The sequence below is a fragment of the Faecalicatena contorta genome, assembly GCF_022835095.1.
GTDB lineage: Bacteria > Bacillota > Clostridia > Lachnospirales > Lachnospiraceae > Faecalicatena > Faecalicatena contorta.
Genome location: NZ_BQNQ01000001.1, coordinates 4594565 through 4619347, shown reverse-complemented (window position 1 = coordinate 4619347; position 24783 = coordinate 4594565). Strand labels below are relative to the sequence as shown.

Here is a 24783-nt window from a genome sequence, read left to right as displayed (position 1 = left end):
TCACTGCGAGAGCAGGGGCGGTCTTTTTTAAATCCTTCTTTTATCCGTCAGGTTTTGACTCGGCTGCTGCGGGAGAGACGGCTCCGAAAGCGGCAGCCGCAGCGTAATACAAGTACCCTCCCCCTGGGTACTTGTGATTTCCATGACGTTATGGCTGTAAATCAGATGAAGCCGTTTCTTCACATTGTAAATACCTATGCTGCGTTTCTGCTCCTTCTTAGCAGACTGTTTATCTGTCTGCAGCTCTTCCAACAGTTCAGGCGCAATGCCGATCCCGTTGTCCGCCACGGAAAGTATAAGAGTATCCTCGGTCTTCTCTGCAGTAATCAAAATATTCCCTTCCTCCGGCCGGTCCTCCAGCCCGTGGATAATCGCATTTTCCACAAGAGGCTGCAAAATCATGGCCGGAATGCTCTCATCAAGACAGTCCGCAGAAACATCCAGCCTGTATTGAAGCCGGGACTGGAAGCGCACTTTCTGGATCTGCAGGTAGTAGGTGAGAGTCTGGATTTCGGTTGCAAGAGGAATGGTCTCCGACATAACGGTGAGGCTGTTGCGAAGCAGCCCGGAGAGGCAGTCCAGCATGTCTTTTGTAAGGGTGGCAGACTCGATAATCGCCATGGCAGAAATTGTATTCAGCGTATTATACAGAAAATGCGGATTGATCTGCATCAGAAGATACTCCAGCTCTGAACGGTTCAGGGAATTCTGCATCTCAATATTTTTCAGCATTTCATTCTGCAGCCGGGCTTCTACGCGCTGTTTTTCCAGCAGGCGCTCCTGGTTTTCCTGCAGCTGCAGTACCATCTTGTTAAAAGAGCAGGCGAGCAGGCAAATCTCATCATTCTGCCGGGAGGGCGGCGTATAACTGACCGTCAGGTCTCCCTGCGCGACCAGCCGGAATTTTTTGCTCAGCTCCACGATTGGCTTTGCAAGATATGCGGATATCTGATAGGAAATAAACAGGCAGAACATGGTGAAAAATACCAGCAAAATATAGATACTGCTCTGGCTGGTATTCAGGCCGTTTGTATTCTGGCGGATCCGCGCATCCGCCAGTTCCAGTTCCGAGGACATTCCCTTATAAATATAATTGTAAATGTTATTTCTTATGTAGTCCAAACTGACACGCTCCCGTGTATACAGGTAGGAGGCCGCATCCGGGTTATAGTTGTCAAATAGTCTGGTTGTGGCATCCATATAGGACTCGGTCATGACCTGGATATCGCGGTAGAGATAAGAGCCCGGGTAAAGAAGCCGCATAGATGCGCTGCAGGCTATTGCGTCTAAACACTGGTCCTGGAACTTTCTGCGGTAGTCGGGGGACGGATGTGCATAGTAATTGGACGCGGTGGTAGCGGATTCTTCCAGGGAAACAAGCAGAAGCTGGAGGCTCTGGATATGCTCCAGCGTCTCGTTGTTTGCCCGGTTCAGGCTGCGGCTGGACTGTATGGAATAGAAAGAAATCCCGGACATGATCAGAATAATGATTAAAAAATACCGTAAAAGCCTAGTGGACAGCCGGGAGGCGGAGTTAAAGAGTTTTCGCATATTTCTGGTACTCCTTTGGGGTAAGCCCTGTTATTTTCTTAAATATTCTGCAGAAATAGTTTTGGTCGCTGTAGCCCACCTGAATACTGACATCCTGGACGGAAAGCATACCCTTTTCCAAGAGCGGTTTGGCAAGGCTGCTCTTTTTCTGCGTGATATAGTCTGTAAAATTAAGATGGTATTCTTCCTTAAATACTTTGCTTACGTACTGCGGGGTCAGATTCAGATAACTGGACAGGCCCTCCAGGGATACCATCTGTATCGGTTCGCGCTCTATATAGTAATTGATCTTTTTCATAAGTGCATAGTTTTTTTCCTGAGATTCATTCTGGAGGAACTCTAAAAAGGAATGCAGTGCATAATTAACGTATTCTTTTAACTGGTGTTCGGACACACTGGACTGGATCTGACATAGGAATGGATACAGGTCAAAGCTGGTCTGCCTGAAACCAAGCTGGTGGAGCAGGCTTTTTAGTGCAGACAAAAACTGGATGGAATATTCTTTTGAAATCTGCAGAGAATTCCGGGCCGTAAAGATCTCATTCAAAAGCTGCTGTGCATAGCCATGGGCCCTTTCCGTATTTCTGCTGCGAAGGGAGTCCATAAACTGTTCCTCCAAAGAGTATGGGTAGACGGTATGGGTGGAATTGGAAACCGGGGTGTACTCTATGACGGTGCCGGGCAGAAGCGCAGGGAGCACCTCCAATGCCTCCTGATAGGATGATTTAAATAACTGGCAGGTATGATAGACACCGCCAAAGGCCGCTCCGCTTTTCAGCTTAAAACGCTGGTTTAAAAGAGTGATAATCTTGCGCGCCAGCATGCAGGCTGTCTCGTGCCAGGACGGATCGGACGGTGAAATATGGAAGAACAGGGGGAGAACATGAAAAGAGACCTCACCGATCAGTACGTTCTTATGAAAGTTTATCATCTGGGAAATGCTTTCGGTGATCTGTTTGTATGTATCTGCCGGGGGCTGGAGCGAAAAAGGCAGGGTGCTGTCCGGGGACGGGGTAAGCGGGAACAGCATAAAAAAGCCGGAGTCGGTCAGCCCGGGCAGCAGGGGACTGTATTCCGCCAGCAGAGCCGGCGCAGCCGTACCATTGATATAACTGGCCACCAGATTCCTTTTTATAACCGGGATTGCCAGGGAGACAATCTCCTTCTCCTCCACATCTTTATCTTTTATTGCTCTGTTTTGGGAAAGGCTGTCTGTGATTTTTTGAAGTGTTTCCGTTACCTCCTTTTCTATCAGCGGTTTTAACAGATATCCTTTGACGCCTATTGTGAGCGCTTCTCTTGCATATTCAAAGCTGTCGTATGCCGTCAGGATCAGGATCGTGGTACCCGGCAGATTCTCCAGAATTGTTTTGGATGCAGTGAGTCCGTTCATGCCGGGCATTTTGATATCAATGATTACAATATCGGGCTTGTATCTCAGGGCGGCCTGAACCGCAGAGGCTCCGTCCTCACATTCAGCAGCCACGTTCAGATCAGGCATATTTTTGCTGAGCATTACGTGCAGCGCATACCTGGATAAAGCTTCATCGTCTACTATGATTACAGAATACATAGGGCCTCCTAAATCGTAATTTCGTACAGGGCAGAAATGCTTCCGCCGGGAAGCATGCCGGTGAGTTCGAGTGAACTGTGCGGGCTGTTCCAGGTAAAATAAAGGGCGGTATAGGTCTGCGAGGCATTGGAGAGCTGCTCCAGGTTTTCCCAGACCTGTGCCAGAATGCAGTTTCTTGGAATCAGCAGCTCTTCCGGAATTTCCGGGAGATTCTCGTCCAGTATCTGGAAGAAGGGAATCGAGATAAAAATTTCACGGATCAGCATCAGCATGTCCAGTTCTTGTTTTAAAGGCGCCTCTTTATCCGGGCGGCTGATATACCTCCAGTAGCTGCTGAAACAGTTGATAAAGTGCAGCGTCATAGGAGCCTGTTCGAGATAGGCTGCCTGGGAAACCGTAACCAGAAAATTCCGGACGGAAATCGTCTCTGCGGACATGTAAAAACCTCCTTTTACCCAAATACATTTCATAAGAATGAGTGTCGAGGCAGACCGCGCTGCCTGTTATAATAAATCGTTTCTTCTATACTATAAGTATATATTACATTTGCACCAGTACAAAAACAAGAAAGATGTAAGAAATTAGCATTATTTTAAACTTGGAGAAAGGCAGTTTGCACAATGCGTCCAATAATGCAATGAAAATATTATAAAAATATGCTAATTTAGTAAGCTATTGTTGATTACAGAACCGAAATGTTTATGTAAAATGAAATTATCATGAACGAAGTGAAAAAGGAAAGGAAGGTAATGTTATGAAAAAGAAAATGGTTGCGGTTGTTTTGGTTCTGGCGATGGCAATAGGCCTTACTGCCTGTCAGGGAGGCGGCAAGGAGGCGGAAACCACGGCAAAGACGGAAGACACGAAGAGTGATGCGCAGGGAACAGACGGGGATTCACAGAGTAATCTGTCGGATCAGCTTTATATTCAAGTATCCGCACTAGGGTCAGACCCCTATTTCTATGATCACAAAATGGGAATGGAGATGGCGGGCGAAGAGCTGGGCGTGCGCACAGAATTTGTGGGGCCTGCGGAGCTGGACATGAATGCTATGGTTACAGCATTTGAGCAGGCAATTGCAAAGAAACCTAACGGAATCGTGGTGGTAGGTTTCAACGAGCAGCTGACTCCCACAATTAAGAAAGCCATGGACGCAGGAATTCCGGTTGTTACGGTGGATGCCGATCTTCCGGATTCAGGCAGAATTGCATTTGTTGGAACCGGAAATGTGGAAGCGGGAATTACAGGCGGAGAGAAGATGAAAGAGCTTCTGGGCGACAGTGGAAAAGTAGCGATTATGTATAATCCGGGCCAGACGAATCTGGAGGAACGTGTGGCAGGCTATAAGCAGGCATTTGAGGGAACGGGGATTGAGATTATTGAGGAAGTGGATACCAAACAGGACAGTGTAATTGCGGCACAAAATATCGCAGCAGTTCTTCAGAAACACCCGGATCTGAACGGAATCGTCTGTGTGGATGCGACTGGCGGCACGGCAGCGGCTACAGCAGTCAGAGAAGCAGGGCGTACAGGGGATGTGAAGATCATCGCAATGGACCGTTCCAATGAGATTCTGGAGGCTATTGAGGATGGCATTATTTCCGCATCCGTTGCTCAGCAGACGGCGTTAATGCCATATTATGCTACACAGCTTCTGATTAATCTGAATAACTCCAAGGTGGAGATCACATCGGATAATGCAGCGGCAGGCGTACTAGGGGTACCCGGCTATATCGACACAGGCGCTATTATTGTGGATGAATCAAATTACGAGTATTTCAAGAGATAATGACAAGGGTATGGGCGGGATTACACCGTCCATACTATTTTAAAGGAATTATAAGGGGATTCATAAAGGAATTTTGAAATAAATTCATAAAAAGAATTCGTATCAATGAATTCGTAAAAAGGAAGGAGGGCGCCTGTGTCTGAATACATACTGGAGGCAAAAGGAATCGTCAAGATTTTCCCGGGGGTCCGTGCCCTGGACGGGGTAGACCTGAAAGTGAAAAAGGGAGAAGTACATGCCCTTGTGGGAGAAAACGGTGCGGGTAAGAGTACCCTGATGCTGACACTCGGCGGGATCCATAAGCCGGACGAGGGGGAGATCTGGATTGAAGGAGAAAAAGTGGTATTTACTTCCGCCCATGATGCACTGCAAAAGGGAATCAGTATCGTACACCAGGAATTGAGCCTGGTTCCGTGTCTAAGTGTGGCAGAGAATATATTTGCCAACCGTCAGCCGGTCAATAAGTTAAATCTGATTAAAAGAGAAGAACTGTATAGCAAAACGAAGGAAATGCTGAGACTGTTCGAGATTGAAAATATCGATCCCGCCACGCCTGTAAAGGAACTGGCGATTGCCAACCAGCAGGTTGTGGAAATCCTGAAAGCAATGTCTTTCAGGCCGAAAGTGCTTGTGCTGGATGAGCCCACATCTTCTCTCACAGAGGTGGAGAAGCAGAAGCTGTTCCAGAATATCCGCATCCTGAAAGAACAGGGAATCAGCTTTATTTATATATCACATCACCTGCAGGAGATTTTTGAGATTGCAGACAGTGTAACGATTCTGCGGGACGGGGCATACATCGCGGAGGCGAGGGTCGCGGATATTGACGAGGATTTTCTGATAACGAACATGGTAGGCCGGAAAATTGAAAATATTTACGGACGCCGGAGGCCGGAACAGAAAATTGGGGAGGTGCTTTTCGAGGTTGAAGGGATTTCCAGGGGGAAAGCATTCCGGGATATTTCTTTTCAGGTAAGGAGAGGAGAGATTCTCGGCGTATCGGGTCTGGTTGGAGCGGGGAGGACAGAAATCGGAAGAGGAATCTTCGGAGCGGAGCCTCTGGAAGCCGGAAAAGTAGTGCTGGAAGGGGAAACACTGCAGATCCACTGCCCGCAGGATGCGATCCGGCAGGGCATCGGTTATATGAGCGAGGACCGGAAAGAGCAGGGGCTGTATGTAAAATTTGATATCCGGCAGAACCTGATAGCTAACCAGTTGCGCCATTTTTCAAAGAGAGGCTTCCTGAGGGAAAAGCAGGTCGATCAGATGGTGCAGGATGCTGTAAAGGATTTCCGCATTTCTACGCCCGGAATCCGGCAGTTGGTGAATAAGCTCTCGGGTGGGAATCAACAGAAGGTGCTTCTTGCTGCTTGGTTCGGGATCCGTCCGCGGGTGCTGATTGTTGATGAGCCCACGAGAGGCGTGGATGTGGGGGCAAAAAGTGAAATATACAATCTTCTGAGAAATCTGGCGGAAACCGGCGTGGGTATTATCATGATCTCGTCCGACCTGCCTGAAATTCTGGGAGTCAGCGACCGGATTATGGTGATCAGAGAAGGCAGAAATGTGGGAATCATCCCGGCTTCGGAAGCGACAGAAGAGAAAGTAATCGCCCTGGCATCCGGAGTAACAAAGGGTGACTGTGTTAGTACAGAGTAGAGGTGCCGCTTGGCGGCAGAGCGGAGGCAGATATGAATATGATTAAGAAATTATTAAAACAGAGGGAGGCGGCAATTGTGCTGATTGTGTTGGGCCTGTCCATCATTATGACGATTGCATCCTCTGTTTTCCTGACATATCAGAATATTGTGGCATTGCTTCTGGGCATGTCCATTGAGGTAATCATTGCGGTGGGAATGGCGAATCTTATGGCCAGCGGTGGATTCGACATGTCTGTGGGTTCCATACTGGCATTTTCAGGAGTCTGTGCGGGGCTGGTGCTCAAAGCAGGAATGCCGCCTATTGTGGCGGTTGTGGTAGGAGTAGTAATCGGCGGGCTGGTAGGACTGTTCAATGGTTTTATTATAGCGAAACTGGAAATCAATGCATTTGTAACAACGCTGGCGTCACTCAGCCTGTTCCGCGGCCTGACTCTGATCGTAACTAGAGGACAGAATGTAACCGGGCTGGGGGATGCATTCAACGCCATAGGGCAGAAAGTGGTACTGGGTGTGCAGGCGCCGATCTGGTATGCCATAATACTCGTAATCATAGGCGACATTCTGATGCGGCATTCCAGGTTTTTCCGGCAGAACTACTACATAGGCGGAAACGAAAAATCCGCAAAACTTTCCGGAATCAAAGTAATCAAGATCAAGATACTGAACTATGTAACCGTCGGCCTGCTGGCTGGTTTTGCAGGAATCGTGGCAACAGCCCGTATGGGAACCGCATCCGTGCAGCAGGGCACAGGCTTGGAACTTCGCGTGATCACAGCCGTTATCATCGGCGGGGCAAGCCTGCAAGGCGGGGAAGGAAGTGTTTTCGGCGCATTTCTCGGGTCACTTCTGATGGCGTTAATCACCAATTCCCTCACACTTCTGGGCGTGGATATCTACTGGCAGACCTTCGTAACAGGTGCAACACTGCTGACGGCAGTTTTGATTGACCAGCTGGGGAAGAAAAGAAAGAAAATGTAATTCATGAAAAGATGAGAATATTCTGAAAACGGTGAGCAAAGGGGTCAGACCCCTTTGCGAAAGGAGAAGCTTATATGGATAGCAGGGAAAAAATCAGCAGGGCCCTGGCACATCGCAGCGGCCCGGTACCCTTGGATATCGGGGCGACCTCGGTGACAGGGGTTCATATATCAATTGTAGAAAAGCTAAGAGAATATTATGGCCTGGAAAAACGTCCGGTGCGTCTGATGGAGCCGCTCCAGATGCTGGGGACTGTGGATGAGGATCTGAAGCAGGCGATGGGGATAGACACTACGCAGATTTGGAATCCAAACACGATCTTTGGGTTCCGGGATGAGGGCAGTAAAGAGTGGCGGACTCCCTGGGGGCAGGATATCCTAGTACCAGATAACTTTGAAACGTCTATGGATGCAAGAGGAGATGTGTTCCTATATGTGGCGGGGGACCGCAGCCTTCCTCCAACTGCAAAAATGCCTCTGGGCGGCTATTTTTTTGATTGCCTGTTAAGGGGAGAGGACTATGATGAGGACAATCTGCATGTGGAGGATAACCTGGAAGAATTCGGTTATATATCGGATGAAGATCTGAAATCTATCCGCACACAGTGCGTTTCGGCAGAGAAACGTGGTTATGGCGTTATAGCTGCGTTCGGAGGCACCGGTATCGGTGATGTGGCATTTGTACCCGGCAGTATGCTGAAGCATCCAAAGGGTATCCGGGATATTGAGGAATGGTATATTGCCACTCTGACTAACCAGGATTATCTTCATTCGGTTTTTGAAAAACAGACGGATATAGCTCTTGAGAATCTGAAAAAAATAAAAGAGACGGTGGGAGATGTTCCTCAGGCCGCATTTACCTGCGGTACAGATTTTGGTACCCAGAAGTGTCCATTCTGCTCGAATGAAACTTTCCGGGAACTGTATATGCCTTACTATAAGAAGATTAATAAATGGATCCATGCAAATACATCGTGGAAGACATTTAAGCACTCCTGTGGGTCAATTAAGGCTCTGATCCCAGAGCTGATCGAATGCGGATTTGATATTCTGAATCCGGTCCAGTGGACAGCGGAAAATATGGATCCCCGGGAGCTGAAAAGGGAGTTCGGAAAAGATATTGTATTCTGGGGCGGCGGAGTGGATACGCAGAAAACATTTGCCTTTGGAAAAGCTGAGCAGGTACGGGAAGAAGTACTGGAAATGTGCCGTATTTTCTCAGAAGGCGGCGGGTTTGTTTTTAACACGATACATAACATTCAGGCAATGACTCCTGTGGAAAATGTAGTAGCAATGATTGACGCGGTGAAAGAATTTAACAGAATTATTTAGATGCAGGCGGTGATCTCATATTTTTGACGCACTGAAATAAGCTTCATACAGATATGAAGTTGAGCAGCCTTTATGCGATGAGTGGTCTTAAACTGCGTATGTATTGATGCTGATGGATTTTATAGGTCTTATTCCATTCGACAGAGCCACGGCTGACGCCGGGATAGGCTTAGAGATTTTTTCGGGATGATGTAAATCATCCTCCCACAGGATGAGTTGGTACGCGGAGATTTCCGGGATAAAGCCGCATGAGATGTACTCCCTGCCTAAGCTCATGTGGCTCCGCGGCAACAAGCCGGATATCTTCGCAAGGGCCAGGCGCGTGTTTTTGATGGAGGATTTTGTAGTATTCCATCATACAGGGCAGGCGAAGATAGACTACTCCCTTGCTACAAGGACGATGGAGAGGACCGGATTGTCAAAATCTGCAAGGATAGTCTGCATAAGCCACGACCAGATAGCGCCTGCCGTCGGCACGGGAGTCTTTATCTCCGATATAGCGGTTGACGGCGAGTGGACGGATGAGTGCATTACCCATATATGACGGGATACCCGATATGAAGGTCATGGCCCGCGGAAACGAATACCTTGAAAACAAGTATGAAGAACAGCATGAAGGCCGGACGTACGCGCCGGGGCGCGCTCAAGCGTCTGGATGCAGATGAAGGCCGATATGCTGGGTATGCCGGTGACAGCGCTTGAGACCGTCGATGCCGGGACCGTCGGAAGCGCGATGCTGACGGGGATAGCTGTAGGCTGCTTTAAAGACCTCGATGATGCGGCGGATAGAATGGTCAGGAAGGTTCGCACCTATCGGCCTAAAAAAGAGGTTAATGATAAATATATGGCGGCTTATAAGAGGTACGCAAAAGTGTACAGGTCGGTCAGAGGATTGATGTAGAGGCACTGCATATCTGATGTCATTCTTTGACATTCATTTTTCTGTACTGCCTCGGGGTCATCCCACAATTTTGCTCAAATAATTTATAAAAGTGTGTTCGATTTGAAAAATGCAGCTCGTCTGCGATCTCGGACACGCTTTTTTTTGTTCTGGAAAGCATTTCCTTTGCGGCGGCCATCGTGAAGGTCATGCTGTAGTCGAAAAGGCTTTTGCCGGTATGCTTTTTTACGATCCTGCCTAGGTAGGAGCCGTCATAGTTGAGGAGAAGGGAAAGCTCCTTGTTACTGATGCGTCCGTTACGCTCCTTTAAGAGTTGGTCAATGCGTGAGAAGAGCAGGGAGTCCATACTGCTTTGTGCCGTAACATGCGTGGCGATATAATATGTTGGATTGCATAAGATATCGATGAGCTGGAAGAAGAGATCCTGAAGGCGGTATGTCGCCCCGTAATACGGGTTCAGCAGGGTGTACAGCATACTTTCAAAAATATCATGCACCATAACTTTCTGCTCATCCTCCGTGATGCGCGGCACGAAATCGAGAAAGTCCTTGGAGCCTTTGTGCTCTTTTTCTGAATTATCCTTCATGAAATGAAATATCAGGTTATCAAAGCGCTTTTTCTCCTGTGGAAACAGCAGGGATTGCGCCTGCTGGTCAAGGAGCTGCACAAACTCCGATGACACCGAAAAGAAAATGCAGGTAAAATCCGAGGAGGAAACATCCTCAGTGTGTAAGGTATTGCGGTTCATAAGACAGCAGCTTCCGGTGGGATAAAAAAAGCGTTTCCCCTCTACAAGCTGATACATCCCGCCGGATACGACATAGGTGAATTCAAAGGTGTTATGTTGGTGGAGCATATTGCTTGTTCTTCCGGCTATAGAGCTTATAGGACCGTTGTACTGTGATTCAGGCGTGAAAATAGAATAGGTGCTTTCTTCCTTGAAGCCAGAATGTACGTTTAAAAGCAGGATAAAAAAGGAAATCTCTGTCTTCTGATAGAAAAAATCAGAATCAGGATTATAGTAGAGAGAAAAAATCTGGTTCAGGTTATCCTTACCACCATGAAAGGATGGTCTCATAGAAATCGACATGTCTTAAGCGCCTCCCGTATATTGTGTTTATCACATTCTAACATAATTTAAAAAATAAGAAAAGATATGGACGTAATATGTTATAAAACAGCAGATAAATGGACGAAATAAGATACAATTAATTCACGACAGAAAACATATGACGTAATATGATACAAAAATATGCCCTGTAATACGTTCAGTGATATTGTTGGGAGGGAAAAATGGTCTTAATATTAATGCGTAACAAAAGAACGGTAGTAGATATGCGCATAAGGGATACATTTTCGCAGGATTAGTCTGCTCCGGTAATCGTCTGAAACATTTATCGAAGGGAGAAGGAAATGGTATACAATTCTATCAGACCGGGAGAGGTTTGGCTTGACACCGAAGGAAAGCGGATACAGGCTCACGCACCGCAGTTGTTTTATGAGGACGGAACCTACTATTGGTATGGTGAGAACAAGGAGAAAACAACAGGGGAAGATAAAATATGGCATTGGGGCGTGCGCTGTTATTCATCCAAGGATCTTTATAATTGGGAGGACAGGGGGATCATAATAGAACCTGATATTGATGATGAGAAGTCTACGCTTCACCCGTACCGCAATATGGACAGGCCGCACATTATCTATAATCGCGCCGCAAAAAAGTATGTGTGCTGGCTGAAAATAATGAGCTATGATGATTTTCAGATGACGACAATATTGACAGCGGATCATTTTCTTGGGCCATATACGGTTGTAAAAGAGGGCATCAAGCCGCTGGGGATGAGCGCAGGTGATTTCGATCTTGCGATAGCGCCTGACGGAAAGGCATATTACTATTTCGAGAGGGTGCATAGTGAGATAATATGCGCCGATATAACCGATGATTACACAGATATAACAGGATATTATTCTACGCATCTTACAAGGCCGTGCGCCCCTTATATACGAGAGGCCCCGGCGCACTTCTATAGAAAGGGAAAGCATTATCTTCTTACAAGTGGGATAACAGGATATTTTCCGAATCCTACAGAGGCAGCCATAGCAGATACATGGCATGGGCCGTATGTAGATATAGGAGGGGTGCATCCTGGCGATCCTACTGATACATCATTCCATTCGCAGATTGCGTCAGTATTTAAGGTCCCGGGTAAAAAGGATCTTTATATGGCCTGCGCGGATCGTTGGCTGCCGGAGTTTACGGAAATCAGATACGCTGATGTTGAAAAGGCAGTTAAGCTGTACACTGATCCAAGCTTTTATACTGATAAAAACCTTCAGGCAGAGTTTGCAAAGGCAACAGAAAACATTCCATTTAGCAAGGCATTGAAGGCAAATACATCCATATCGGATTATGTCTGGCTTCCTATCAGGTTTGCCGACCCCGACGATGCGCATCCCTATGGACAGGTCATAATCGACTGGAAGGACGAATGGCGGATAGAGGATTATGAGTAATGCGGAGTTGATTGAAAATAATGACAGAGGGATGATAAAGCAAGGAGGATTGTTGTATGAAACGAGTTTTGCTAAATGACGGCTGGAGTGTTATGAAAGGTAGCCTTCTTGAGCAACTTACGGGGCAGGCTCAGGTGGTGAGTGATGTTGTTCTGCCTTATGACGCGATGGTATATGAGACACCTACGCCGGATACGCGCAACGGGGCACAGACGGGATTTTATCCCGGAGGCCAGTACACCTACACAAAAAATATAGATGTGCCGGCAGACTGGGCGGATAGGTCCGTGAAATTATTTTTCGGCGGAGTTTACCAAACGGCCAAGGTGATGATAAATGGCTGCTTTGCATACAATAATCTCCACGGATACGGCGAATTTTATGTGGATATCGATAAATACCTTAAATTCGGAGAAAGTAATGAGATAAAGGTAGTCGCAAACAATACAGCAATGCCTAACAGCCGCTGGTACACCGGATCCGGGATTTACAGGAGCGTGGAGCTGCTCACAGGAGGACCCGTCCATAAAGCAGAGGATGGCGTGCGGGTCACAACAAAGCATATTGATGAAGACGGTATTATCGTGGAGGTGGAGACAAAGCTCCGAAACGTGAGCAGAAGAAGCCATCATATTAAGCTTCATATTGTTATCACAGGAGCAGAGGGTACTGTCAAGGAGGATAGTGTAAGGGCCACGATATTCGGCGGCGAAACAGAGACCCTGCGCCAGAATATATTTATACGGGGCGCGAAGCTGTGGGATGACGAAAGCCCTGTTTTGTATACGGTCGGAGCGGATCTTGTCGAGGAGGATGAAACAATCGACCGTTCAGAGGTCAGGACAGGCTTTAGGATGATCACCGTTGATGCCGGGCGCGGTATGCGGGTCAACGGAAGGGAGATAAAGCTCAGGGGTGCCTGTATCCACCATGACAATGGGATTCTTGGGGCGGCAACATTCCAAGCAGCGGAAAATAAAAGGGCGCGTGAGATCAAGGAGGCAGGATTTAACGCCATAAGATCAGCCCATAATCCATTAAGCAGGGAAATGCTTTCGGCCTGTGATGAATACGGTATCTACGTTATGGATGAGCTGTCTGATATGTGGTTTGAGGAGAAAAATACCTGCGACTTTTCAACGGTGTTCGATCGGTGCTGGGAGGAAGAATCGGAGAGGATGGTGTGCAAGGATTATAACCATCCGTGCGTGATAATGTACTCATCCGGCAATGAGATATTAGACATAGGGCGTGAAAGCGGGGGAAGGAATAACCGCACATTCTGTAACAAGCTTCATGAATTAGATAACACGAGATTTACCACTACGGGCTGCAGCGGCCTTAACGCGGTTGCCGCAGCGGGGAAACTGCCGAAGCTTCTGGCTGCGCTTATGGAGGAGCACGGCATTACGGGCCCGGATATCGGCAGTGCGGCAGCCTCCGCCGAGGATACAGTGAGCGCCATGAACATGCTGCTCCCGCTTGTCAGTCAGGATGAGTTTAATGCGCATCCTGTTTTGAGTGAAGTTTTGGAGGAGCCCGGACAGGCGCCTGATATCTGCGGATATAACTATCTTACATCGCGCGCCGAGCTTGAGAAGGAAATACATCCAAATAAGCCCATCGTGTTTACGGAAAACTTTCCCGCGGATATTGTCCGCATTTGGAAGGCTGTTGAGGATAATCATCATGTGCTGGGCGATTTTACATGGACCGGATACGACTATCTGGGAGAGGCCGGCGCAGGAATGTTCCACTATGACGGTACGAAGAGCTTCGGTTCGCATTTCCCGGATCGGATAGCTTATTTTGGCGATATCAATATTATCGGCTGCCGCAGGCCGACAAGCTACCTTAGGGAGATCGTATATGGCATCAGGAAAGAACCGTATATCGCCGTAGTCAAGGTGGATCGCTACGGAAAGGAGCACGGATTCAATCAGTATATTCCCAAGGATAACATATCAAGCTGGACATGGCCGGGAATGGAGGGCATGAAGACGGAGGTTGATGTATATTCCTGCGACGGGGAGGTTGAGCTTATCCTAAATGGCAGAAGCCTCGGTAAAAAGCCTGCCGGAAGAAAAAACGGTTTTACTGCGGTATGGGAGGTCTGCTATGAGCCCGGAGAGCTTGCGGCTATAGGCTATAGCAACGGTGCGCAGACGGGGAGATATGTACTTAATACAGCAGAGAGTGACGTTTTGCTTAGTGTTGATTCAGACCGTTATGAGATTGCAGCCGACGGGCATGATATAGCTTTTGTGACATGCCGCTTGCAGGATAGCAAGGGTGCTCCCAACCTGTTTGCTGTAAAAGAGGTGGCTGTTGAGGTTACAGGCGAGGGAGTTCTTCAGGGATACGGAAGCGCAAACCCGCAGACAACAAGAGGATACGGCGAGAACGTGTGGGAAACGTACGAGGGCGAGGTGATGGCAGCAGTGCGCAGCACGGGCAAGACCGGAGAGATCAAGGTCAGGTTTAAAGCAGAGGGCTGCGGCGAGTCAATCGTAGTGATAAAAGCAAAAAATGCAAAAGTTGTTGTGTGATGGTTTTGCAGAGATAGGAGGTTTAAATGGAGACTTATGTAAACAAAAGGAATCCCATATTGCCGCTGCAATATCATGTTCCGGACAGTGAGGGCCATGTTATGCCGGATGGCAGTCTTTATCTGTATGGAAGCTATGATGATAAAGACGGCGCATTCTGCAGTGAGAAGTATCATGTTGTCTCAACGCCGGATATGGAGCACTGGACGATACATGATGAGTCATTAAACGGAAATGAGATCCCGTGGTTTGGCAATCCGGACGCGCCGAAGTATCCGGGGGTCGATCTAGAGCATCTTACGCCGTTTGTTTTGAAGATGATACAAATTGCCCGCGAAAAAGGAGGCGGGGATCTGAAGCTGGAGGATCAGTTTAAGTCAAATGAAGTGCCGTTTTTATATGCCCCTGACTGCATTGAAAAAAACGGAAGGTACTATCTCTATTTCTGCATGGCTGATGACAGCGAGGGAGTAGCGATTTCTGACAGGCCGGAGGGGCCCTTTAAGGAGCCGAAGCAGCTTCCCTGCGGGGGGATAGACCCGGCAGTTTTTGTCGATGATGACGGACAGGCATACTTTTATTGGGGACAGCTTGCATCTCACGGAGTTAAGTTAAATCCCGATATGGTTTCATTTGACGAGGATTCTGTAGTGGATAATCTCGTAAGAGAAGAGGAACACTTTTTCCATGAAGGCTCCTCCATGCGTAGGATAGGTGATACCTACTATTACATATATGCGGATATGGAGAGAGGGAAGCCTACGGCGCTGGGATATTCCACATCAAAATCCCCTCTTGGGCCTTTTGAGTACAGGGGGATCATCATTGATAATGCCGACTGCGATCCTGCAAGCTGGAACAACCACGGCTCTATAGAGTGCGTAAATGGCCAATGGTATGTTTTTTATCACAGATGCAGCAGAGGAGTAAAGGAAAACAGGCGTCTTTGTATAGAACCGATAACGATACTGCCGGATGGGAGTATCCCGGAGGTCAAAATGACGTCCCAAGGAGTCGGGGAGCCGTTTGCTCCGGGCGAAAGGATAATGGGTTATCAGGCATGTGCGTTAAAGGGCAGCGCATATATCGGCTTAAATAAGGATGCGGCTGCGAGCGAAATGTATCCCGAAGTGATAACAAACATAGGTTCAGGAGATGAGGTAGTTTTCCGCTATATAAAGAACGATGAAAGATGGAACCGCATTGAGATGGTTTGTGCCGGGAGCGGAAGGATCAAAGTATATATGGATGATGCCTTCTGTGGTGATATCACTATCGCGGACGGTTTACAAAGCGGAGGAAAATTGAACGCTGATGCCGGAAAATATGAGCTGCGGTTGTCCTTTGAGGAAGCCAACGAGTTAGAAATATTTGAACTAACGCTTTATTGATAATCCGTAATTGGCTGGCGGCGGATCATCCGAACCGCCAGATACATAATAATTAATATAAATTTACAGTGTAATAATGAAAGGAGAAAGCTGGAAATGAAGAAACAACGTGATATGAGTGTAGATGCAAAACTAGGATTCTCGGAGCATTTCGGGTATTTTTTGGGCAGCGGCGTAAATGTACAGCAGGCATTATTCGGAACCTTCCTGCTGGTTTATTATACTAATGTTGCAGGGATAAACGCAGGTCTGGCGGCCACGGTAATTGCAATCTCAAAGGTTTTGGATGGAATTTCAGACCTTGTAATGGGATATCTGGTCGATCATACAAAAAGCAAGCTCGGAAAGGCCCGTCCGTGGCTGCTGCGCATGATGGCTCCTACGGTCATATGTGCGGTGCTGGCATTTTTCGTGCCTGCCACATGGGGCCGTACCGCGCAGATCATTTATATGTTTATAACGTATAATCTGGCAAATACAGTGTGCTATACGGCGCTTGCGGTGCCATATTCATCTCTCTGCGGTCTTGCCACTATGAACCAGAAATCTCGCGGTATCAACGGCGGTCTGAATTCTCTTGGTACCAATGTGCTCTTTACCATCCTTGTCAATAGCTTCTTTCTGAAGATATCGGGAGCTATCGGCGGCGGCGAGCTCTATACACAGAAGGGTTTTATCGGAGCGGTCATCGTTTACATGATCATATATGTGATTGCAACGGGAATTTGTGTTGCTCTGACAAGAGAGCGCGTGAGTATCAATAAAGGTGATAATGAGCAGGTGGATAATACGGTAAAGGACAATCATGGAAATACGGTTGGTATCGGCAGGATATTAAAATCGCTTTTTACAAACAAATATTGGCTTCTTTCCTGCGCTACAGGTACATTGATCATGTTCCTTATGGGAACCACAGGAAGCGCCACAGTATATTATACGCAGTATGTATTGGGGAACGTGAGCCTTCAGGCACTGTTATCGGCAGTCTATTCGCTTTCAATGATTCCAACGCTTGTATTGGGGATAGCTTTGATCGGTAAACTCGGAAAACGTAATTGCTTGATGATCGGAATGGGTACATCCGCCATAGGATTTTTACTTCCCCTCATTTCTACAGCGACCCCTGTCCTGATCGCGGGAATGCTCTTAAAAGGCTTTGGATTCGGTTTTGGAGGAGCTTCAATGAATAGTATCGTTCAGGATGCCATTACCTATGGTATGTGGAAGAACGGGTTTAACCCGGTCGGAATGGGCAATGCTGCCATAACCTTTGCGTTTAAGATAGGTCAGGGACTTGGCACGGCTACGCTTGGGGCAATATTGAGCTTAGGAAACTTTGATGCCAGTCTTGCGGTACAGTCGAAGAGTGCTATCACATCAATCAACAGCATTTATATTGTGATACCTGCGATAATTAGCGCATTATGTGTTTTCTGTATGTCTAGGTATGACCTTGACAAGAAGTATTCAGCGATCGAAGCAGACCTTAAAGAAGGTAAATATGCCTCTGATAAAGAATAAAAGATAAAGGATAGGTGTAAGTATGAAAGATGATTTTTATACAAGACTCCCTCTTGTTGAAAAACCGGTATCCCGTATCTTTTTCGGAACGGCGTTTGGTTCGTTTATGATGGGGCGTGAGCAGAATGAGCTTTTAGATTCCATGCTTGGGGCCGGAATTACAGCCTTTGATACAGCCCATAACTATTTGGGCGCCGAGACATCCTTAGGGAAATGGATTGAAAAAAGTGACAACCGTGAAAAGATCGTCCTTTTGACGAAGTGTGCGCATCCGAGCATCTTCGGACGCAGCCGGGTGAATGAAAGGGAAATAAAGAGCGATCTGAACCGCTCGCTGCAGCAGCTTCATACGGATTATGTCGATATCTTCCTGCTTCATAGAGACGACCCTTCCGTACCTGCGGGAGAGATAGTCGAAGTATTAAATGAACTGCACGAAAAGGGAAAGATCAGGGCATTCGGAGGATCGAACTGGAGGTACGAGCGTATAGCCGAGGCCAATGAATATGCCGATAAGCACGGTCTGATACCGTTTGCGGTCTCAAGTCCCAATTATGGGCTCGCGGAGCAGATCGGCGACCCTTGGGGAGGCGGCTGCGAGTCAATAACAGGAAGCTCCCACAAGGGCGACAGGGATTGGTACCGAAATACTCAGATGCCCGTGATAGCATATTCCAGCTTGGCCCGCGGCCTTTTCTCCGGCAGGCTCAAGAGCGACGATCTGTCCGATATTGATAATGTTTTGGACGATGCAGGAAAAAAGGGCTATGCCTGTGAGGAGAATTTTGAACGGTTAAGGCGCTGTGAAGAGCTGGCTGAAAGGAAGCAGGTAAATGTAGCGCAGATAGCGATGGCATGGATATTCCGTCAGGATATAAATGCTTTTGCGATCGTCAGTACTAAGAGCATCGAGCGGATGCGCGAAAATATAAACGCATACGAGCTAAATCTTACTCCTGAAGAATGTAAATATTTAAACCTTGAGGTAAATGCATTATGAAGATCAGCTTAATGACAATCAATATGATATTGCCGGCATATTTTAAATATATCATTACCGGCGATAGGGATGAGTTCAAGGACACATACGAGGAGATGCTGGATCTGGTAAAGGAAAGCGGATACAGCGCTGTGGATGTATGGGGCGAGGAGGTCAAAGCCTTCGGGATGGACTATGTAAGACGGGAATTGGACAAACGTGGCATTGAGGTGTCCAGCTTCATTTATATGGATGAATATGCCAATCCGGACAAGGATATGAATGATGCGCTGTATAAAAGAGGCTGCGAGGCCGTGGAAATGGCAGAAGAGCTGGGGACCGGGGTATTGATGCTGGTTCCTCAGGCCCACAAGGGCATTGAGAATGAGAAGCCAGAGGATATAAGGGAGCATCTTGCCGCCAGATTTGCGCCAATAGCAGATCAGGCAGTAAAATACGGAATACATCCTGTCGTGGAGGATACGCCCGACCTTAAACTTCATTTCTGCACCGCCGCCGAGTTGGAGGATGTATTCTCAAAGGCACCGCAGCTGGAGCTTGTCTTTGACAGCGGGAATATGCTGCTTGTAAAGGAGGATCCGACTGATTACTATGAAAAATTTGCAGATCGGACAGCACACATCCATCTGAAGGATATGCGCGTAGCATCAGACAAAGAAATGTTTGCCGACACCTGCGCAGATGGCAGCAGGATGGCGGGAGCCGCAACAGGCACCGGAATGGTCGATTTCAAAGCCTTGATGGGCTGCTTTAAGCGCCATGGATACGATGGCTTCCTTACGGTTGAATTTGTTTACGACAATGGCGATGATTATAAAGAAAGCCTTATCCGAGGCAGGAAATATGTGGAGGATTTGTTATGAGAGTCGGTGTAAATACATATGGGCTTGGCAGCTTGTTTGAAACTGATTTTGAAGGGACTCTGGAAAGGCTCAGGAAAATAGGATTTGACTTTATCGAGCCGTGTGTGCTTTTTGAGGATGCTCTTAGCATTCCGGAGGAGCGGATGCGGGAACATCTTAGAAAGCTAGGGATCAGTGATGCCGGTATCTGGTCCTCTAAGGAGGCAGGGGAAAAGATCGAACAGGTAAGGAATAAGGGCTTTGATGTAACAGGAGCTCATGTAATGCTTTCTCCCATGCTGGGATGCAGCATGGAAAAGGCGCTGTCCGGAATGAGGGAGGTTGGCAGAAATACGGGGCTTTGCTATTACGCATACAGTCCTCAGAAATCAAAGATATCCGATGCAAGTAGCGATATTCCCGATCTTAAAATGGCTATTTCAGAATTAGCGGAGGACAATATAGATTTTTTATTCCACAATCATTTTAATGAGCTGGCGGATGACGGAGATGACACGGTTTTTGAGTACTATATCCGTGAAGTTTCCGGCTTGAAGATTGAACCGGATGCAGGCTGGATAGAGTTCGCGGGAAAAGACTCTCTGGAGATCATAAGAAATTACGGCAGTAAAATTTCGGTTCTTCATTTAAAGGATTTTGTCGAAAACGCTGATAAAAAAGCTGGGGCGGACCGCTTTGCCGCTGTCGGAGAAGGGATCATTCCTCTAAAGGAAATCATAAGAGAAGCCAAAGGGCTGAATCTTATTGATACCGGTATTGTTATTGATCAGGATGCCAGTCCGAATGATTTGCTGGAGGATTTAAGGCGGGGACTGGAAAATATAAAAAAATATTTATGAGTTTATCGGAGGAGCGAAATGGATAGTATTAATAAAATGAGGGTGGCCATAGTCGGCGCAGGTAAGATCAGTGATATTTATTATTCAAATATCAAGAACAGGTATGACAATCTGGAATTGGTCAAATGCTGTTCGAAGCATGGGGAGTCCGCCAAAAGACAGGGTGAAAAATATGGTGTTGTAGCCTGCTCGTTTGAAGAGATATTAGCGGATGAAAGCATAGGATTAGTGGTTGTGCTCACGCCTGCGGATACGCACTATGAGCTCATAAAACGGATCGTGCTTGCCGGAAAGCATGCCTATACGGAAAAAGCCTTTACAATAACGCATGAAGAAGCAAAGGAGCTTTTGTGTATCGCTGATGAAAAGAATGTAAAGATAGGTGCTTCTCCTGATACATTTTTGGGCACACCGTTACAGACAGCAAAGAATCTGATTGCAAAAGGTGTGATCGGAGAGGTGAGCGGGGTTACTGTAACAATAGAACGAAATTTAAATATGTTGTATGGGCACATGCGCTTTTTATTGGGGCCCGGAGGGGACATTCTTGGTGACTTTTCGCCTTATTATTTAAATGCCCTGCTTGATCTGTTTGGTCCTGTTGCAAGGGTATCCTGCATGCAGAAGATCAACCGCCCGAATAGGAAGAGCACCGTTACCGGAGAGGAATTCGAGGTGAAAACAGAAAATGTCGGGGCAGCGATACTACAGTTCGAAAACGGATTGATTGGTTCTATGATGATGGATGGAGATTCCATCGTGCCGGAACAGCACCACTTCATCATATATGGGACCGAGGGCGTTTTGTATCTCCCGAATATGGATCATTTTAACGGTGAGGTTAGGCTGCAGAAAAATGTTGACGGGGCAGAGCGTCTGATGTTTGGGAATCCCCAAGGCTTGACACCTAAATGGTTAGCGTTAGAAGAGAACAAGAAGGTAATAGAACAGCTTTTCGGCTCTGTTCCGCAGCCGGTCGAACTGCTTCCCGGTCCGGTTGACGATCAGCGGGGAATCGGTGTATCGGAGATGGCTGATGCAATCATGCATGGACGGCGGCCTGCTGCGTGCGGTGAGAGGGCCGCTCATGTAGTGGAGATAATCGAGGGATTCCGCAAGAGCAGTGAATGCGGTCAGGTATATACCCTTCGATCAACAATTTAAGACAGGTAATTTTTAAGGAGGTTTATAAAGTATGCAAACAACGAATCGTAATTGGAAAGTGGAGTCTATCTCTCATCTTGCATTTAACCCTACGGATATGGATAAGACCTTGAAATTTTATTGTGATGGTTTTGGTTTCAAGAAAAAAGCGCTGCTGACTTATGCAGACTATGAAAAAACTATTTCTGAAAACAGGGAATTGTATGTTGCAGCAAAGACATTAGGAGAAAAAACCGGAGAAATTATTGACGGTATGATCAGAAAGTTTTCAGCAATAAGAGATATGCCATGGGTGGTGTATCTGGAAATAGTTCCGGGACAGTTATTGGAGTTTTTCTATCCAATGGGAAATTTCGTTATGCTGGAGCCGCTTAGGGAACTCGGCAAAGAAAGAGTCGGATATTCACATTTGAGTCTTCAGGTTGATAATATAAAAGAGGCCGTAGAGGATTTGAAGAATAAAGGTATTATGCCTACCTCAAATATCACCCTTGGCCCTGACTTCACCTATCAATGCTGGTTCGCGGACCCGGACGGCAATCGTATTGAGCTTATGGAGTACACTGATAAATCCTTGCAGATAGTGGGACGGAAATTTGATTAAGATGGTTTGCCGAATCTGCCTATACCGAATTTATTCAGGGCAAGCTATCAAGATGAAAGCTATTAAGATGAGATGTAGCGTCTTTTTGTGAAATTAAGGAGGGCAAAATGACAAGCAAAAGATTAAGACAAAAATGGCTGTTTTGGAAGGACGGCTGCGAATATGACAAGCAGGAGATATATCTGCCTCATGATGCCATGATCTATGAGAACAGAGACGCAGCTCTTGAAAACGGGAACGCAACCGGATATTTTCCTGGCGGGAAATACTTTTATTCTACAAGTATCTACGGCGATGAGTCTTTCGCGGACAAGAGGGTCATGCTGGAATTCGAGGGTGTGTACATGAATTCCAAGGTATTGTTTAACGGCGAGGAAATAGGCGGGCACATCTACGGATATACAAATTTTTATGTCGATCTGACCGGAAGGATACAGACAGGCAAAGAAAATGAGCTTCTTGTCATAGCGGACAATTCGCAGACGCCTAATTCGCGCTGGTATTCAGGCAGCGGCATATACCGCCCGGTGAATCTTTGGGTAGGAGCTAAGAACGGCATAAAGCCGGAGGGAGTGAAGATAACCACAATGTCTGTATCACCCGCCGTTGTGAGCATCTGCGTCGATGCGTATGAGCTTGAGGATGCTGAAATAGTCCATGAGGTAATATTGGGGGATGAGAAGCTCTGTGAGGCAGGCGGAGCCTGCGCAAAGATAGAGATACCTGACGCGAAGCTTTGGGATGCGGAGCATCCGAGCCTGTACATGCTCCATACAATGTTAAAAAGAAATGGCATTACCGTAGATGAAACCTATACCCGGTTTGGGGTCCGTATGCTCTCGTGGAATGCTGTCGACGGTTTTATGGTCAACGGAAGGACGGTTAAGCTAAAGGGCGGCTGCATCCACCATGATAACGGACTTTTAGGTGCAAGAACCTATGATAAGGCGGAGCGCAGGAGGGTGCAGAGGCTTAAGGATTTCGGCTTCAACGCGATCCGCTATTCCCATAACCCAGCAGGGAAGAATTTCCTTGATATCTGTGATGAACTCGGAATGTATGTGCTTGATGAAAGCTTTGACCAGTGGAAGGTGCCGCAGTCAGCTCACGATTATGCAAATCATTTTGACGCTGAATGGCGGAGGGATGTAGAGGCCTTGGTATCAAAGGATTACAACCATCCCTGCGTCATAATGTACTGCATCGGAAATGAGATAACCGATACCGGCTTTCCTCATGGTGCAGTGATAAGCAAAATGCTTAGCGATGCTTTTCATGAGCTGGATGATACAAGACCCACTACTATAGCGATAAACAGTATGCTTTCCATGCTCGCCAATATGCAGGCTAAGAAGAAGATGGAGGTCGAGAAAGCCGCAAATGAGGCTAAAGAACGCAAGGCGAGCGGCGAGGAGGAGATTATCGCGCAGAAGGCTGAAGGCGATAAGGCTGTAGGAAGTCAGGAGGTAAACGATATCGTCGCACTGCTTCCCAAGATAATGGCATCTATCACTCCGGAAAGCCTTGAGGCGTTGATAGGTGAATGTGTAAAGAATGTTGACATAGTCGGATACAACTACGGGCATAACCTCTACGAGGGAACGCATGAGCTTGTAAAGGAGAGGGTTATCCTTAGCTCCGAGACGTTCCCGCAGCGTATGGCAGATAACTGGAAGGCTGTCATGCACCACCCCTATGTCATCGGTGATTTCATGTGGACGGCATGGGATTATCTCGGAGAGACAGGTGTCGGGCTTCCGACATACGGAACAGATAAGGCACCGTTTTCAAAGCCATATCCGTGTCTTACAGCGGCCTGTGGTTCTTTTGATCTAAATGGGACTCCAGAGACACAAGCATATTATTCTGCCATTATCTGGGGAGAGTATCAAAAACCGTACATTGCGGTGAGGCCGCTGGAACACTCAGGGGAGGCTTTTACTCTTGGAAATTGGCGTCAGTCAGATGCTGTTGCCAGTTGGACGTGGCCCGGATATGAGGGTTCAGATGCGCAGATTGAGGTGTACAGTCAAGGCAGCGAAGTTGAGCTGTTTAAGGATGGACATCTGATTGCAAGGAAACCTCTTATCGATTATAGGTGTGATTTCACAGTTCCATACAGTGCAGGCAGTTTGGAAGCAGTCAGTTTTGATGAGGAAGGAAAAGAAATAGCGCGATGTGAGCTTCAAAGCGCCGGTCAGGTAAGTAGGATAGTTATATGTCCGGAGGAGGAGAAGATACATGCGGATGTGGATAATATATCGTATGTTTGGATAGAGTTGCAGGATTGCGAAGGGATACTGAATATGTATGAAGATAAAGCTGTTCACGTCAGCGTGGAAGGTGAAGGAGAACTTCTGGCTGTAGGAAGCGCCAATCCCGTTACAGAAGAAGATTTTTTCAGCGGAAGATATACATCATGGCACGGCAGGGCGCTGGCTATAGCCAGGAGTACCGGAAAAGCCGGAATCATAAAAATATCAGCGAAGACTGAGGGTCTTGAAGAAGTCAGTGCGACAATTATCGCTGTATGATAGAAATAATTGATTAGTAC

The 24783-nt window shown here is 47.1% G+C and carries 19 protein-coding genes and 1 pseudogene; 16 read left to right on the top strand and 4 right to left on the bottom strand.

The features are described 5' to 3' along the window. Positions 1 to 27: 27 nt before the first annotated feature. From MWG26_RS20605 to MWG26_RS20595, 3 genes are read right to left on the bottom strand one after another with little or no spacing between them, the layout of a single operon-like run. Positions 28 to 1551: a sensor histidine kinase gene (locus MWG26_RS20605; protein ID WP_025655761.1), complete on the bottom strand. Its 1524-nt coding sequence runs from the start codon at positions 1549 to 1551 to the stop codon at positions 28 to 30. Beyond that, complete coding sequence (locus tag MWG26_RS20600; RefSeq protein ID WP_117440815.1) at positions 1535 to 3124, bottom strand: response regulator; 1590 nt, start codon at positions 3122 to 3124, stop codon at positions 1535 to 1537. Before MWG26_RS20600 ends, MWG26_RS20605 begins: the two co-directional genes overlap by 17 nt. An 8-nt stretch (positions 3125 to 3132) precedes the next feature. Next, the gene (locus MWG26_RS20595) at positions 3133 to 3594 is read right to left on the bottom strand and encodes a hypothetical protein (protein WP_244062773.1); all 462 of its coding nucleotides are present in this window, start codon (positions 3592 to 3594) and stop codon (positions 3133 to 3135) included. A gap of 284 nt (positions 3595 to 3878) precedes the next feature. Between MWG26_RS20595 and MWG26_RS20590 the strand changes: the two genes are divergently transcribed. The 6 genes and pseudogenes from MWG26_RS20590 to MWG26_RS20565 all read left to right on the top strand — a co-directional run. Further along, positions 3879 to 4913 carry a substrate-binding domain-containing protein gene (locus MWG26_RS20590; protein ID WP_025655764.1) on the top strand — a complete coding sequence of 345 codons (1035 nt, stop codon included), beginning with the start codon at positions 3879 to 3881 and terminating at the stop codon, positions 4911 to 4913. 135 nt (positions 4914 to 5048) lie between these two features. Next, positions 5049 to 6572, top strand: coding sequence for a sugar ABC transporter ATP-binding protein (locus MWG26_RS20585; protein ID WP_025655765.1), 1524 nt, complete (start codon positions 5049 to 5051; stop codon positions 6570 to 6572). Between the two features lie 38 nt (positions 6573 to 6610). Next, positions 6611 to 7552: an ABC transporter permease gene (locus MWG26_RS20580; protein WP_244062772.1), complete on the top strand. Its 942-nt coding sequence runs from the start codon at positions 6611 to 6613 to the stop codon at positions 7550 to 7552. Between the two features lie 74 nt (positions 7553 to 7626). After that, positions 7627 to 8883: a uroporphyrinogen decarboxylase family protein gene (locus MWG26_RS20575; protein ID WP_240285555.1), complete on the top strand. Its 1257-nt coding sequence runs from the start codon at positions 7627 to 7629 to the stop codon at positions 8881 to 8883. 211 nt (positions 8884 to 9094) lie between these two features. Then, the gene (locus MWG26_RS20570) at positions 9095 to 9427 is read left to right on the top strand and encodes an FGGY family carbohydrate kinase (RefSeq protein WP_025655768.1); all 333 of its coding nucleotides are present in this window, start codon (positions 9095 to 9097) and stop codon (positions 9425 to 9427) included. A 102-nt stretch (positions 9428 to 9529) separates the two neighbouring features. After that, positions 9530 to 9784, top strand: a pseudogene (locus MWG26_RS20565) (FGGY-family carbohydrate kinase); the annotation flags it as partial. Positions 9785 to 9803: 19 nt separating this feature from the next. Here MWG26_RS20565 and MWG26_RS20560 read toward each other — a convergent pair. Next, positions 9804 to 10874: a helix-turn-helix domain-containing protein gene (locus MWG26_RS20560; protein WP_025655770.1), complete on the bottom strand. Its 1071-nt coding sequence runs from the start codon at positions 10872 to 10874 to the stop codon at positions 9804 to 9806. Positions 10875 to 11197: 323 nt separating this feature from the next. Between MWG26_RS20560 and MWG26_RS20555 the strand changes: the two genes are divergently transcribed. The 10 genes from MWG26_RS20555 to MWG26_RS20510 all read left to right on the top strand — a co-directional run bounded on the left by MWG26_RS20555 (position 11198) and on the right by MWG26_RS20510 (position 24763). Continuing rightward, positions 11198 to 12298: a family 43 glycosylhydrolase gene (locus MWG26_RS20555; protein ID WP_025655771.1), complete on the top strand. Its 1101-nt coding sequence runs from the start codon at positions 11198 to 11200 to the stop codon at positions 12296 to 12298. Positions 12299 to 12354: 56 nt separating this feature from the next. Continuing rightward, positions 12355 to 14847 carry a glycoside hydrolase family 2 TIM barrel-domain containing protein gene (locus tag MWG26_RS20550; protein ID WP_025655772.1) on the top strand — a complete coding sequence of 831 codons (2493 nt, stop codon included), beginning with the start codon at positions 12355 to 12357 and terminating at the stop codon, positions 14845 to 14847. Positions 14848 to 14873: 26 nt separating this feature from the next. Further along, positions 14874 to 16238, top strand: coding sequence for a family 43 glycosylhydrolase (locus tag MWG26_RS20545; protein ID WP_025655773.1), 1365 nt, complete (start codon positions 14874 to 14876; stop codon positions 16236 to 16238). 96 nt (positions 16239 to 16334) lie between these two features. Beyond that, on the top strand, positions 16335 to 17759 hold the full coding sequence (locus MWG26_RS20540; protein ID WP_025655774.1) for an MFS transporter: 1425 nt from the start codon (positions 16335 to 16337) through the stop codon (positions 17757 to 17759). Between the two features lie 22 nt (positions 17760 to 17781). Beyond that, complete coding sequence (locus MWG26_RS20535; RefSeq protein ID WP_025655775.1) at positions 17782 to 18759, top strand: aldo/keto reductase; 978 nt, start codon at positions 17782 to 17784, stop codon at positions 18757 to 18759. Beyond that, complete coding sequence (locus tag MWG26_RS20530) at positions 18756 to 19622, top strand: sugar phosphate isomerase/epimerase family protein (RefSeq protein ID WP_025655776.1); 867 nt, start codon at positions 18756 to 18758, stop codon at positions 19620 to 19622. Before MWG26_RS20535 ends, MWG26_RS20530 begins: the two co-directional genes overlap by 4 nt. Next, a complete protein-coding gene (locus MWG26_RS20525; protein WP_025655777.1) occupies positions 19619 to 20461 on the top strand; it encodes a sugar phosphate isomerase/epimerase family protein in 843 nt (280 codons plus the stop codon). The genes MWG26_RS20530 and MWG26_RS20525 overlap by 4 nt, the downstream gene beginning before the upstream one ends. 18 nt (positions 20462 to 20479) lie before the next feature. Further along, positions 20480 to 21625 (top strand): Gfo/Idh/MocA family protein, encoded by a 1146-nt coding sequence (locus MWG26_RS20520; protein ID WP_117440813.1) that lies wholly within the window; start codon positions 20480 to 20482, stop codon positions 21623 to 21625. 31 nt (positions 21626 to 21656) lie between these two features. Next, positions 21657 to 22229 (top strand): VOC family protein, encoded by a 573-nt coding sequence (locus MWG26_RS20515; RefSeq protein WP_025655779.1) that lies wholly within the window; start codon positions 21657 to 21659, stop codon positions 22227 to 22229. A 197-nt stretch (positions 22230 to 22426) separates the two neighbouring features. Then, positions 22427 to 24763, top strand: a complete 2337-nt coding sequence (locus MWG26_RS20510) for a glycoside hydrolase family 2 TIM barrel-domain containing protein (RefSeq protein ID WP_244062771.1) — start codon at positions 22427 to 22429, stop codon at positions 24761 to 24763. The last annotated feature ends 20 nt before the right edge of the window (positions 24764 to 24783 follow it).